The organism is Pseudarthrobacter sp. Y6, from assembly GCF_050156205.1.
In the GTDB taxonomy this organism is placed as follows: domain Bacteria; phylum Actinomycetota; class Actinomycetes; order Actinomycetales; family Micrococcaceae; genus Arthrobacter.
The window spans coordinates 3,469,620-3,482,085 of record NZ_CP189574.1; the positions used below are offsets into that span (position 1 = coordinate 3,469,620).

Below are 12,466 nucleotides of genomic sequence, written 5' to 3' on the forward strand. Positions count from 1 at the left end.
AACCCAATCAGGGCCGCAAGCGTTGTCGCACGGAATCAGGGCGCAGGCCGGCAGCAGCCACGATCAACTCGCTGATCTCTTCCCGTGTGTAGATGTAGGGGACATTGCGGGTTTGGCGAGCCTTGAGCAGGCCACCCGGCGGGACTTCGATCCCGGGATCGAGGGTCTGGGCCCAGCGGCAGAACCCCCGCACCGCTGACAGGCGCAGGGCGGTACTTCGGTCCGAAAGGCCAGCCTTGGCCGTCGCGAAACCTACAGCCACCTGCACGGTCAAGTCCACGGCTTCCTCGTTGTCAACATATTCACAAAACATCGCCAGGATCCGCCCCACATCGACTGCTTTCGAGCCCTGCGCGCGTCGGATCTGCAGATACTGATCAACCATCCGTGGCAGGTCGTTCATGGCAGGGCTTCCATCTGTGGCCAGGGGCGGGCAAGACCAGCAAGGCGTGTCATGTCCGTCTTGGCGTAGATCATAGAGGTCTCGGTGCTGGCATGACGCAGGAACTGAGCGACCTCTTCCATGCTGGCCCCGGCGTTGAGCACCTTGGAGGCCGCCGTGTGGCGGAGCCGATGGCCATAGACGGTACCGATACCTGCCGTTTCCGCCAGACGGGCAACAATATAGGTGACGCTCGTGGGGGTAAGCCCCCGGAACGGCGCCCTGACCCTGATGAACATCTCCTTGGCCTTTATCTTTGGCGGCCGGGCATGTTGGAGGTAGTCAGCCAGTGCGGTACCAACGTCCACAGGCAACGGCAGCGTGTCAATCCGCCCGCCTTTGCCATGAACGACCACGGCACCCGACACCCAGTCCACATCTCTAAGCTGCAGGTCCGCCACCTCCTGGCACCGAAGCGCCATCCGCAGCAGAAGGAGCACCACCGCGTAGTCCCGCATCCCAGCAGTGGTGTTCCTGTCCACGGCACTCAGCAAAGCAGCTGTTTCGTCTTGGCCCAGGGGCTGGGGCAGGCCCGATTGCCGCCAGGAAACAATGGGTGGAACCGCCGCGGCCAACGACGCCGTGCTGTACCCCGCGGCATGGATGAAGCCGAGGAAGGACCGCAGCACGCTGGTCGTCATCTTCGCCGACTTCCGCGACAACCCCGCCAACCGGCTCGTGAGGTAGCCAGCTACGGTCTCCCCAGTCACCTCATCGTCCTGGACCCGGCAACCCAATCCCTGAAGGTAGTCAAGGAAGGGCGTGATCCAATGCCCATAAGCAGCGATCACCGGGGTGCTCAGGCCACGCCGCACCAACAAATAGTTCTGGTACTCAGCCAACAGAACTTCCTGCGCCGTCACCGGCACGGCAGGCTCCAGCCCAGGGATGGCCTCCAGGGAACGGAGGTAATCCAGGAAAGGCTCCAGAGCTTCGAGGGATTTTTGGTTGGTGTAGGTCGCCCTCCGTTCTGCCAGAAAATCGTTGATGACCGGCGGCGTTAGCTCACCGGCCCCCAGGTCCCGCGCGTGCAGCCAGCGCGAAAGATGCGCGGCGAGCTGGAGCTTGTTGGCCGCCGAACACGACACATACCCCTGCGCGATCAACATCTCACGCCAGCCCGGAGCGAACTCTGCCAACGGTCCGGTGAAACGAACCTTGGAAAGATCAGGATCATACATTTCAGCCTCCTCACAATCGATGGAGACTTTAGAATTACCCCGCAGGGTTATGCCGACAAGAACCCCGCAGAAACGTCACCGACATGCACCGATACCGGGGTGATCGGCATAACACGGAGTCCAACATAAAACGCGTTATGCCGATGTCGGCATAATCTGTTCCACATGACGATGCTCGCCAACGACATGCTCACGACCGTCCGCCAGGGCCTATCACAACAGGTTCGGGGCCGGCGGGGCAGGACCACGGACCCGGCCTGGGCGAACCGGATGCTGCTGCTGAAAGCCGATGAGAAACTCTCAGAACGCGGACAGCACCGTCTCGCAGGCGTGTTCGCCGCTGACGATCCGACTGGCAGCCTTCAAGTCGCCTGGCAGATCAAGGAACAACTCCGCACGCTGCTGAACACCGGCTCCCTCGAAGCCGCCGCCGCGGCGAAGACTGCCCTCGCGGACCTCGTCGAACGGGCCGCGATGCCCGAGGCAAACAGGCTCTACCGGACCGTGTGCCGCTGGTGGGCAGAGATCGAAGTCCTCATCGTCACCGGAGCCACAACAGCCAAGGTCGAAGCCAATAACACCGCGATAAAACACATCAAACGAACGGCGCGGGGCTACCGCAACCCGGACAACTACAAATCCCGTATCCTCTTGAGAAGTGCAGCCCGGATGGCAGCATGAGCAATCATCTCAGCAGACCATTCCCCGGGAACCTTCAAGAGCCAAATTAACAGCCAACCACGCAACAAAAACACCGGAATCACGCGGAAGACACTTCACAGCATTAATCTATGTCCAGAGTCCTGGGACCGGGCCCGGCGCGGGACCTGGGCTGTTTCCTCGGTGAATGTCAGGCGCGGGCACAGATACTCATCGCAGAAGAAGCGGCGCTTGGCGGCCCAAATCACTTCGACCGGGCCGCCCACAGGAATGTCCCGCAGGCGCTGCGGCCGGCGGGAATGAACGCGGGTGCTGATCACACCACAGTCGGGGCAGCCGGCCTCGGCGGTGGCCTCGACACTGACGCGCCGCTGCCCGAACGAGAGGACCTCGATGCCGGTGACGCGGTAGTCGGGCAGGTTGAAAATGGCGGTGGCAGCATCGGGGCGCGGGGAAGTAGGCTCGATCAAGGCTCGTAGCTCCTGACTCTTGATGAATGCGTAGAGAACATCCATCACAGCAGGGCAACGAGCCCTTCAGCTTTCAAGACACGGAACCTGTTTCACCACCAACCATAGTGAAGAGATTCCCTAACGCTTGTCAAGCCTTTTTTGGCTCTGGACGGCAGGCAGGCTGAGTGCACCGTCACCTGTGTTTTGCCGGTGAAGGCTGGGGTGCTGCCCCGTCCGGGGACAGACCGGTCGCAGGGTGCCGCCGGTGGGCTGGTGGTGGGGCAGAACGGCATGGGTCCGGTCGCCGAACGGAGCGGAGGGCCAGTGGTACTTACCGTGTTAGGCGTGCCCGTTTCGCTTCGAGGGTGTGGGACCGCGACTGGGTGCGCTGTTGGGGCGTGACGGTGTAGTGGGAGGCGATGAGCTCTTTCGCTGCCCGTTTGGTGACTGGCTGCCCTTGGAGGTCGCGCAGCTCGTACATCTGCCCGGTGGTGAGGGTTTTCCAGGTTCTTTCGGCCAGTTTCCTGGCGACCGCGATGGTGGCCTGGGTGTGGCAGTGGCCGTGTTCGGTCATGAGCCGGTGATAGAACGCGGCCAGCTGCGGGTCCATGGTCCGGGCGACGCTGCCGGCCTGGTAGAACGCCAGCCGCAGCGGTGCCGGCCCTTCCTTGCTGATGGCCCGGTGGGACTGGTGCATCGTCCCGGATGACCAGTTCGAAGGGGTAATACCAACATAGTTGGCAGCCTTCTTAGCGCTGTCGAACCCGGATCCGTCGCCGAAGTAGGCGCGGATGCAGGGACCGATGGCCGGGCCCACTCCGGGTAAGGACAGCACCAGCGGGTCATCGCCGTAGAGGTGCTCCCACCACTGCCGCGCGTGGGAGGTGAAGCGCTCGACCCTGGCCCGTGACTCCTGCAGATCTGTCAGGTGTTCGGTGACGTCCACGGCCAGCGCGTCCAGATCCAGATGCCCCTCCCAGAAATCTGCCCATCCCCGCGCCGCGGCCTTGATCGCGGCAGCACGGGCGGGCGTATCTCCAACGTCACGGGTATGCTCGGCGACCACGGCAGTAAGCGTTGCTGAGCGCGCCGATGCCAGTGATCGGAGGTGCGGCCAGCGGCCCAGAACCGCCAATGCTGTTGACTCGGATCCGGCGAACGCAGTCCACACATCGGGGAAGGCCCACCGTGCCAGCGACAGCAGCCGCCGCCAGTGCCGGTTCCCGTCAATGACGGCGCCGGCCCGGCGGACCACGGCCCGTCGCAGTGCCAGCTGCCCCGGGGATGCCAGGACCAGCGGTGGCGGGTCGAAGATCTCCCCGGCGTGGGTGAGTACTTCGGAGTCGATGACGTCGGACTTGTTTTTGCCCATGATGGCCGCGCGCAGCCGTGAGGAGTGCCGGGCGCCGATCATTTCCATCTGCCCGCCGGCCCGTTCGACCGCGAGGGTCAGCGCCAGCCAGGTCATGGATGTCGGTTCCACGACCGCTGTCAGCGGCGCCGGTACTGCGGCCAGCCGCTGTGAGAGTCTCTCCAGCCCGGCAAGGGTTGGGTCGACAGTGAAGCGGCTCAGATGTTCTGTTCCGTCGTCGAAAAACTCCCGCACCGCGATGTGATGCCGTGCTGTGATGGCCGCATCGATACCTGCCACTGCCCGCACGATCCCCGCGGGTTTATCCTGATCTTGCATGATGGTTCTCCCTTTCGCATCGAATACGTGCGATGGAACAACCCGTCGTTGCCGGTCCACCAGCCGAGTCACCAGGCCGGGTAGTCCACCTCTTGGGAGAACCGTCATGCGTTGCTTCCAGCGCCGGGCGGCGACCTCCCTCACATGCCCGCAACTGCTGAGGAAGCGTCGGATACGGTTCCCGCGCTTGTAAGTCATCCGGTGCCTGCCCGGACGGAAACCGGTGCTGCGCACCGTTTCCTTCCGGCCACCAATTCCCTCAATCGGGTCTGCTTGGAAGACAGGCCGGGGGCGACGATCTCTTTCACGGGCCATGACGCCCAGCCGAAAACCGGAACCACCCCGGCCCCTCCCAAGGCCACCGTAAACCGACAGCCACCCACCTCAACAGGGGGTACTTAAGAGATACAAGCCGATATGACACGGTAGTCGGGCAGGTTGAAAATGCTGGTGGCAGCGCCGGGCGCCACAACGATAGGCTCGGTCAAGGCTCGTGGTCCTGTTTCTGGTTGAATGCTAGACACACTCATCCCAGCAGGGCCACGGGCCCCTTCTTTAGCTACGACACGAAATCATTTCCCCATGAACCGTGAAGCCGATAATCTGGCGCCAACGTGTTCGTCAGTCGTTGAGATGGGACTGGAACGTCCGAACCAGAGCATCGAGCAGTTCCGGCAAGACGTCCTGGTGTACCGGAAAGTTGATAATGTGCCGCGAAAGCTCCGTCATTGAGTCGAAGTCGTTTCGAACTTGCTCTATCAACGTATGGTACAAACTGACCATGCCGAAGCCCGCTTCGTTCATACGCCTATAGACGTCGTCCCGCGAATCTCCCGCGATGCGCACTGGAAGCGTCTGCGGCACGTCCGAAGACCCCAACTCCGGCCACAGCAGCTCGAACTTTGAGCCGCATTCGGGAAGACTCTTGAGGCGTTCCGTGATATCAACAAAATTTGAACGTCTCCTCTCTGCGATCGACGTCCAGTTGTACGACAGAATGTTAACGGCGAGTTCGGCCATGGTCGACTTCTGGCCCTTCACGAGCGACGGACTGGCGTAGGTAATCAGCCCGCCCTGAGTGAACGGAAACATCTTGTGCAGCGAGAAGAGCCGGACATGACCGAACGATCCTGCCTCGCTCCCCCCAACTGCGCTAAAGAAGCCGTGGGCCAAATCCTCAACAAGGAGGACGCCATACTTGTCCGCCAGCGCGCTGATGGTTAGAAGTGCGGGTTCTGTGCGTCCGAAGTAGTGAATTATCACCAGTATGCGAAAGTCCCCGGAAGCAAGCTTCCGTTCCAAATCCTGCAGTTCTACCGTCAAGTCCGGATTCAGGTTGTAAAAACCAAATGGATTGCCGAGCTCTTTAACGGGGTCGAAAACTCCACTACCTTCATTGGGCGACCATCCAATAAATGCCGGAAGTAGAACTCCGTCGTGTGGCTCGGCGAAGTTTTGGGCAAGGAAATCGCACATCCCTTCCCTAGCAGATCGATAAAAGAATGCGGGCTCGAAAAAATTATCGCTATTTGAGGCAGTTTTTGATATCTGACCGTGCATTAGTGTTCCTCTACAAAGCTGAAAGGCCGTCTCGGCTAAGGTACATGCGATCGGAGTAGTTGATCACACGGTGGCTAGTGGATATATCTGAAAGGGTGTCGACTGGCAAGATTGCAAGGGCGGTTCGGACGCTCGGAAAAAGTCGTGACACGCCCGAAAGGAGTACGTCATCGATGAAAGATTCAAACGCAAAGCATCGCAAAACCTCGCCCCCTATAAGGCCAATCCTTGTCTCCCCAGATTCGTTTACAACAGCCATCTCGCAGAAGCCGTAAACGCTGTGACTTGCTATAGCCATTGGCAGCGCTCGAATTTTGACAAAACCGGATGGGCGGGGCGTCGATCGAGTCACCCACGCAACGGCACTTTCAGTTTCGAAGCCGAGCTTCCGGTATAGCGACTTTGCAGGAGAATTATCCCGAAATACGTCCAACTGCAATCCTTGGAGCTCTTGATTTTCTTTCCTGAACGAGCTCAGAAGCGTACGCGCAACTCCCCGTCCGCGGAACAACTCAGCGACACAAACGTATGAGAGAAAACCAACTTTGCCTGCAACGACGCGGAACTCTGCGAATCCGGCAATCACCTGCGGTCTGCCTGCATCCAGCGCTACCAGAAAATGCCGGTCAGGGTCTGCTTCCGGATACTTCAATGGCACGGACAAGAACGCTGCAATGCCATGCTGCGTGTATGTCATGAATGACCGCACTTCAGCAGAGAAAGAGTCACGGATCAACCTCGACACAGCCGCAACGTCAGCCAAAATCATGGGTCGCACAGATATTGAACTCAAAGTACTTTCGCTCCCCGTCGTTCGTCATCTAGGTTTTGCATGATCGACTCTGGGTCGACGACCACACCCTGCCTGCGGAAGACCTTAAGAACCGTCAGGAACATGATCTTGACGTCGAGACAAAAAGAATAGTTCCTTACATACCAGGCGTCATGCGCAAGGCGCGCGTCCCAAGAGGCGATATTACGTCCGTGGATCTGGGCCCAGCCCGTGATCCCCGGCCGCATGACAGTTCGAACGCTTTCCTCCGCAGTGAAAAACTCCGAGTAGCGCGTCAGAAGCGGTCGTGGGCCCACTAACGACATTTGCCCCTTCAAAACATTCCATAGCTCAGGCAATTCGTCGATGCTCGTTGACCTAAGGAAAGATCCAATTTTGGTCAACCGTTCCGCGTCGGGCAGCACGTTACCCTCAGTGTCTCTGGCATCTGTCATTGTCCTGAATTTATACATTTCGAAGAGCTTGCCGTCCCGACCTGGGCGCAATTGTCTAAACACTACGGGCGACCCCAGTCTCATTCGGATCAGCATCCCGATCGCAGCCATAGGAACGCAGAAAACAGCTAGAAGCGCCGCCGACACTGAGGCGTCGAACACCCGCTTCCCGGCAAGCGTCCAAGGTCTGGACAAGCTCGCAATGGACAGCGCCATGCTGAACCGTTCCGCACCTACGCGCAAGGCGAGTTTTTCCGCATAGTACATCGCACCCGACGAGCCCATCGCCAAGCGCTTTTCGGGGGCCAAATTCATAACTTTGGCTACAGCTTCGGCCAACTCAACCGGATTTTCGGGCTCGAAAGCAAAACCTGCCTGTGCCTCTTCAATCATTGCTGCTGCGTCGCCCTTAACTCCCATAAGGATGGGGCGCCCCGCCATCAGATAGGCCTGAGTTTTTGAGGGTACGGTGATTTCAAACAAAGGATCCTTGCGGAGGTGCACCAGTAAGGCATCTGAGCGTCGGAGGAACTCCCCGATTTCGTTGATCGGCCGTCGCGGAAGGAAGAGAACATTCCTCAGTTCGCGGCGCTTAGCTTCGTTCGCCAGCTTTGATGCCTCCACGCCTCCGCCAATGAGGAGAAACCGGAGGTCATCGTGATCGCGCAGCAGCTCCGCAGCGTCCAGGACGGTCTCAAGAGCCTGCGCCTTGCCCATGTTGCCCGCGAACGTAACCGTGAACTTGTCACGCAACTCTGCCGGCCATTGCGAATGAACGGAAGAGCTTTGCGGCCCAACGTTGATCTGGGCTTCGTCAGCCCAGTTCGGAATGACATCTATGCGTCCAGCGGGAACCGAACTTCGCTCCAATGCAGCACCAAAGCCACGCGAAAGTACAGCGATCCTGGTAGCCATCCGATAAATCCCAGACATTCCCAGACCGATGAGCGACAATGCGATAGGCCTATTTATCATCCCGGTCGCAGCGAGGGTGTCCGGCCACAAATCCTGGACATCGTATACAAAAGGAACCCCTCTTAGGACCTTCAGCACCATTGCGGGGAGCCCCACTGTAGCTGGCGGGTGATATACATAAGCCACATCGGGCCGCCTCACTATCAAGGCACCGATACTGGCCGAGACGGCGAAGGAAACGTAATTGAGGGCTCGCTTAAGTCCCGAGCCATCGTGGCTCGGGTACAGAGCAACCCTCGTTATGGGGATGCCCTCCATCACCTCGTGTTGAAACAGCCTGACGCGATACCCGGGATAAACCTCTCCCCCAGGATAATTGGGAAATCCCGTCAGGACGCTCACTTCATGACCTTGCCGTTGCAACTCTTTCGCAAAAAGCAGGCCCTTAAATGTGGGCTCGGGATCAAACCACTGACTAACAATTAGAACGTGCATCTCTGGATCCGATCGAGCGACTGAGAATGTGGAGGAAGATATGACTACGGGAATTCAGGCGTCTTCCTATGTGACACGCGCAACGTTCTTCATCCTCGGTATGCGGGGAAAAAGCCCTCTTCGAGACTGGAATCGACACTGGCGACACTTCTTGCCAAACGCGCCTCAACCAAAGAATCATATGCAGCCGGATTCGAGATTCGACGACCTACCCGAAAAGGTACGACTCCGGACGGCGCAAAGGCCTTCTTGTATTTGTATATCCCGTCATCGGGAACGTAGCCACCGCCGAGGACAAACCGTCTCTTGCCGCTAGCCGCAGCCCACGTCATAATTTCGTACTTCAACAAATCGTTCGGTCGCATGTCGAATGCGCCACTTTCAGTGCCGCCAAGAAACGAATAAACGTTCTCCTCAGACAAAAGAACCAACTCCGTCGACACTATACGTTCCTCGTGTCGAGCGTGGAAGTACGCGAACTGTCCGGGAAGTGTAGAGTGAATGGCTCGAAAAAAATCCTCACTAAAGTAGTAACCGGATGAGGCGGCTCGCCGGTCCATCGTTTTCGTGTAAATACGGTAGAAGTCATCGAAGAACTTGCCTTCGGGATCGATCTCAGTTACAACACCCAGTCTCTGCGCCTTCTTCACATTCTTCCGTACTTTATGATCGAAATCCATCCATAGGTCGCCTGGATCTAGGTCTAAAGATCGGACAATATTGTCCTGCTTGGTCTCCACCACGCCCGGGAAGTCGAGCAGCGAGTCGGAGAAGAGGCTAAATCGAACAAATTCAGAGACAACGTTTGTGCTAAGACACCAAGCGTCGAAGAGGCTCCAGAATTCCTTCGTCAGAGTCGCTTTGTCGTTAATTTCAAAGCAAACCGCACCGCCATAGCCGTAGGGACTTATGAGATCACGCGCACCGTGGTGATCTAGGTCTACTAAGTCTTCGGTTGGAACATCTCGGAGAAAGAAAGGGTACAAGACCGTTCCGTGCTTCGATTGCAAAAGAGCACAGACGGCGTGGTCTCCGCCTGAGCCGAATAGGCGGAGATAATTGGGGTGCGCAAATACTTCGCGTTCCGGCCATCGATTCCAAGCATCAGTCCACTGTGCAAAATCCCGGGCATTATCACTGTAAAGAACGTTAAAATTTGTCATGGCCACGTTTCTCTAAACTATCGATCGCGGTGCTCATACTCGACAACTGTCGCCCGCGGAGAGGTCGGATTTTCGGAACATTCCGCCAAGATGGTGCGGGCTGCATGGGTGGCGGAAAGAGTCGAATCGAATAATGAGCGGGCTGCCTTCGACATGACATGCAACTCGCCAGAGCGATGCTGCGCTTCCATATTCTCCAGTGCGGCGGCCAGGGCCTCCTCGTCGTTCGCTGGCACGCTAGTGCCGGCCCCTGATTGGAGAAGAATCTTGCCCGCGTCCGTGGCTTCTTCTAGGCAGGCAACCACTGGGAGCGACGCCCTACAGTATTCGACGATCTTCGAGGGAAAAGACGGTACTGAAACTCCGGCTACAGTAGCAGCGATCCCGACGTGGGCAGTCTTCAGCAGTTCACGGTACTCGGGCCGTGGAAGAGCGCCGAGGAAGGTGACATTGCTAAGGCCCAGTGACCGGGCCATTGATTCCAACCCCTCGCGAAGTGGCCCTTCGCCCGCAATAACAATACGAATTCTCAAACCACGAAGATCAAGCAAGCGAGCTGCGTGTAGCAGAGTTTCCACCCCTCTCCCCGCTACGAGTTGGCCCCCAAAGACGGCCGTAAACACTGTCGTTTGCCTCCCCTTGGACTCGTCCTCCGGGAAGGACTGCGCCCAAGGTGGGAGTAAGATGACTCTTCCCTGATAGCGCGGGTGGTAAGCAGCCAGGAAGCTGGAATTCGCCGGTGTCATGACCGCGACCACGTCAGCCCTGGCAAAACTGAGGTACTCGGCATGCCGTAAGGACTCCACCCACGAAGTTCCGGGAAGCCGACCTATCTCCACCTGATGCACCGGAAAGAAGTCCCACAATACAAAGAGCAGCTTCTCGACTTTTCCATTGGCTTTGAGACGGGCTGGGACACCAGCGGTCATGATTCCGACTGATGTGAACAGGGCCAGATCGTACCGCGCCCGACCAACGAGGCGATATACCTTTGTGTGCATCAGCCAGGCCGAGCATAGGTAGTTCCATGCTTTTAGCGCGAACCTTCGGGGCCTTCTCTCTGGTCCCACACTGATTACGCGCACGCGGCCACCGTTGCGAACACTCACTCCGCGGGGACGTGGGCGGTTGTTGTCGAACACGATTACATCGACTATGGCTCCCTGGGCGGCGAGTTCGTCAACAATGTCATCCAGCAACCAGCGATCATCGAGTGTCGTCGAGAATTCTCCGGCAAACACTAGGAGGCGAATCTCGCACTGATTGCCGGATTTGGTCCGGTTAGATGGGTCCATGGTCATGTCATTCCCTGTCAGAGGTGATGGGCGCCCGACCTGGTGCACGTTCTGCGGGTCGGAAGTAGTTCATCAGCGTTGGGTTGACGCGAAGTTTCCGCGTAATGAGTGCGGACGCCAGACCGGAATAAGTCAGTCCACCCGCCGCGCTCACAATGGAGACCCCGACGACACCGATAGTTGGTGCCCCCCATACAGTAAGCACCGCGACTACGGCTAGGAGCAGCCCATTGAGAATCAGGGAAGTTCCTTCCAGCCCCGCTGCGAGCATCAAAGTATTCACTGGCCCAAAGGCCAGTCCAACGTAGGCCCCAATGCACAGAATGAGAGTCGGAACGGCTGCATTGCCATACCGTGCCCCAAAGAGGTCCAGTAGCTGTTCTGGCGCCGCAGATATGACCATCAGCAGTGGAACTGCCGCAAGCATAGCGCCTGCCGTCGCGCGTCCACACTGGACACCCAGCTCTTGTCTGCGGTTGGAATATGCCAAGGCAGCGAATCGGGGACCGAGGTATGACGTTTGAATTCCGGGAAAAATCGTAATCAAACTCGCGATCCTCGCAGCTGCCGTGTACTGCGCCACCTGGGCCCCTGTTCCGACCACGCCCAGTCCGAGCTGCGGTACCCACACCAATGCGAAAAAAAGCAAGGACGTTCCCATCAAGGATGCAAGGCTACCTGTGTGCTCCCGCAAAAACGTAAAGCCCCGTTGCCAATCCATGTTGCTGCTGGTGGCAACGACGGGTCTTGCTGCACGCAGTGCCCACAGCGCGGTGATCACACCGGCTGCCAGCAGCGAGCCCAGTACCGTCGATACCGTCGCCTCTCCTGTGAGCATTTGTAGTCCGACAAATGTGGATGTCAGCCAAGGGGCGATTCCGAGCTCTGCCCAGATACCCGCAACGAGGACGCCAGAACCACGCAGTACGGCCCCAGCAAATACGCTAAGCGAATAGAACACGGTCATGATCCCGACGCAGGCTGCATCAAGCACCGTTAGTCCATGCGTAGGCAAGGGCAGGACGCCTGAAATCAGCAGGAAGAACAATATCGTCCCTGACATACTCGAAGCAGCCCAGCAGATGGCCTTCAGCCATCGGGCCTCAACCGCGTGCCCGGATTGGTTCGAGGCAATCCTCCTGAGAACGAGGTTGTCTGTACCGAATCGTCCTACCGTTGCGGCCAAGTTCATCAGCGTGAAAAGCAAAAAAACCAGTCCAGCATCGTTCAGGGTCAAGGCGCGCGAAATAACCACCACCTGAAGAAAGCTACCCACCATTGCAAGCCCGCGGGCCGCGATCGCCTGAAGGCGCCAATTTATCAGTCTAGATGACATAATAACGCCTCATTCATTGCAATTCAGAAAACCACGAGGCCGGAGCGAAT

General features: G+C 58.2%; 10 protein-coding genes and 1 pseudogene. 1 reads left to right on the top strand and 10 read right to left on the bottom strand.

Annotated elements, in window-relative coordinates; genetic code table 11:
- Positions 1–7 precede the first annotated feature (7 nt).
- Together ACQCSW_RS16635 and ACQCSW_RS16640 are read right to left on the bottom strand one after the other, a co-directional pair.
- Positions 8–403, bottom strand: a complete 396-nt coding sequence (locus ACQCSW_RS16635; RefSeq protein WP_426987610.1) for a hypothetical protein — start codon at positions 401–403, stop codon at positions 8–10.
- Positions 400–1,623, bottom strand: coding sequence for a tyrosine-type recombinase/integrase (locus ACQCSW_RS16640; RefSeq protein ID WP_426987612.1), 1,224 nt, complete (start codon positions 1,621–1,623; stop codon positions 400–402). The genes ACQCSW_RS16635 and ACQCSW_RS16640 overlap by 4 nt, the downstream gene beginning before the upstream one ends.
- Positions 1,624–1,788: 165 nt before the next feature.
- On the opposite strand from ACQCSW_RS16640, the gene ACQCSW_RS16645 reads away from it, so the two are divergent.
- Positions 1,789–2,304: an ISL3 family transposase gene (locus ACQCSW_RS16645; protein ID WP_426987614.1), complete on the top strand. Its 516-nt coding sequence runs from the start codon at positions 1,789–1,791 to the stop codon at positions 2,302–2,304.
- A 125-nt stretch (positions 2,305–2,429) separates the two neighbouring features.
- Here ACQCSW_RS16645 and ACQCSW_RS16650 read toward each other — a convergent pair.
- From ACQCSW_RS16650 to ACQCSW_RS16685, 8 genes and pseudogenes are all read right to left on the bottom strand, one after another.
- Positions 2,430–2,753, bottom strand: a pseudogene (locus ACQCSW_RS16650) (transposase family protein); the annotation flags it as partial.
- Between the two features lie 313 nt (positions 2,754–3,066).
- Positions 3,067–4,425 carry an IS110 family transposase gene (locus ACQCSW_RS16655; protein WP_426987616.1) on the bottom strand — a complete coding sequence of 453 codons (1,359 nt, stop codon included), beginning with the start codon at positions 4,423–4,425 and terminating at the stop codon, positions 3,067–3,069.
- A gap of 621 nt (positions 4,426–5,046) precedes the next feature.
- A complete protein-coding gene (locus tag ACQCSW_RS16660) occupies positions 5,047–5,985 on the bottom strand; it encodes a DegT/DnrJ/EryC1/StrS family aminotransferase (protein ID WP_426987618.1) in 939 nt (312 codons plus the stop codon).
- A gap of 10 nt (positions 5,986–5,995) precedes the next feature.
- A complete protein-coding gene (locus tag ACQCSW_RS16665; RefSeq protein ID WP_426987620.1) occupies positions 5,996–6,754 on the bottom strand; it encodes an N-acetyltransferase family protein in 759 nt (252 codons plus the stop codon).
- A gap of 20 nt (positions 6,755–6,774) precedes the next feature.
- On the bottom strand, positions 6,775–8,622 hold the full coding sequence (locus tag ACQCSW_RS16670; protein ID WP_426987622.1) for a sugar transferase: 1,848 nt from the start codon (positions 8,620–8,622) through the stop codon (positions 6,775–6,777).
- 89 nt (positions 8,623–8,711) lie between these two features.
- Positions 8,712–9,785 carry a GNAT family N-acetyltransferase gene (locus tag ACQCSW_RS16675; protein WP_426987624.1) on the bottom strand — a complete coding sequence of 358 codons (1,074 nt, stop codon included), beginning with the start codon at positions 9,783–9,785 and terminating at the stop codon, positions 8,712–8,714.
- Between the two features lie 17 nt (positions 9,786–9,802).
- The gene (locus ACQCSW_RS16680; protein WP_426987626.1) at positions 9,803–11,086 is read right to left on the bottom strand and encodes a glycosyltransferase family 4 protein; all 1,284 of its coding nucleotides are present in this window, start codon (positions 11,084–11,086) and stop codon (positions 9,803–9,805) included.
- Position 11,087: 1 nt separating this feature from the next.
- Positions 11,088–12,416 carry a lipopolysaccharide biosynthesis protein gene (locus tag ACQCSW_RS16685; protein WP_426987628.1) on the bottom strand — a complete coding sequence of 443 codons (1,329 nt, stop codon included), beginning with the start codon at positions 12,414–12,416 and terminating at the stop codon, positions 11,088–11,090.
- Positions 12,417–12,466 lie beyond the last annotated feature (50 nt).

Bases quoted from the DNA above. Each gene is read 5' to 3' on its own strand.
- ACQCSW_RS16635 (WP_426987610.1), bottom strand. From the start codon at position 403: ATGAACGACCTGCCACGGATGGTTGATCAGTATCTGCAGATCCGACGC.
- ACQCSW_RS16640 (WP_426987612.1), bottom strand. From the start codon at position 1,623: ATGTATGATCCTGATCTTTCCAAGGTTCGTTTCACCGGACCGTTGGCA.
- ACQCSW_RS16645 (WP_426987614.1), top strand. From the start codon at position 1,789: ATGACGATGCTCGCCAACGACATGCTCACGACCGTCCGCCAGGGCCTA.
- ACQCSW_RS16655 (WP_426987616.1), bottom strand. From the start codon at position 4,425: ATGCAAGATCAGGATAAACCCGCGGGGATCGTGCGGGCAGTGGCAGGT.
- ACQCSW_RS16660 (WP_426987618.1), bottom strand. From the start codon at position 5,985: ATGCACGGTCAGATATCAAAAACTGCCTCAAATAGCGATAATTTTTTC.
- ACQCSW_RS16665 (WP_426987620.1), bottom strand. From the start codon at position 6,754: ATGATTTTGGCTGACGTTGCGGCTGTGTCGAGGTTGATCCGTGACTCT.
- ACQCSW_RS16670 (WP_426987622.1), bottom strand. From the start codon at position 8,622: ATGCACGTTCTAATTGTTAGTCAGTGGTTTGATCCCGAGCCCACATTT.
- ACQCSW_RS16675 (WP_426987624.1), bottom strand. From the start codon at position 9,785: ATGACAAATTTTAACGTTCTTTACAGTGATAATGCCCGGGATTTTGCA.
- ACQCSW_RS16680 (WP_426987626.1), bottom strand. From the start codon at position 11,086: ATGACCATGGACCCATCTAACCGGACCAAATCCGGCAATCAGTGCGAG.
- ACQCSW_RS16685 (WP_426987628.1), bottom strand. From the start codon at position 12,416: ATGTCATCTAGACTGATAAATTGGCGCCTTCAGGCGATCGCGGCCCGC.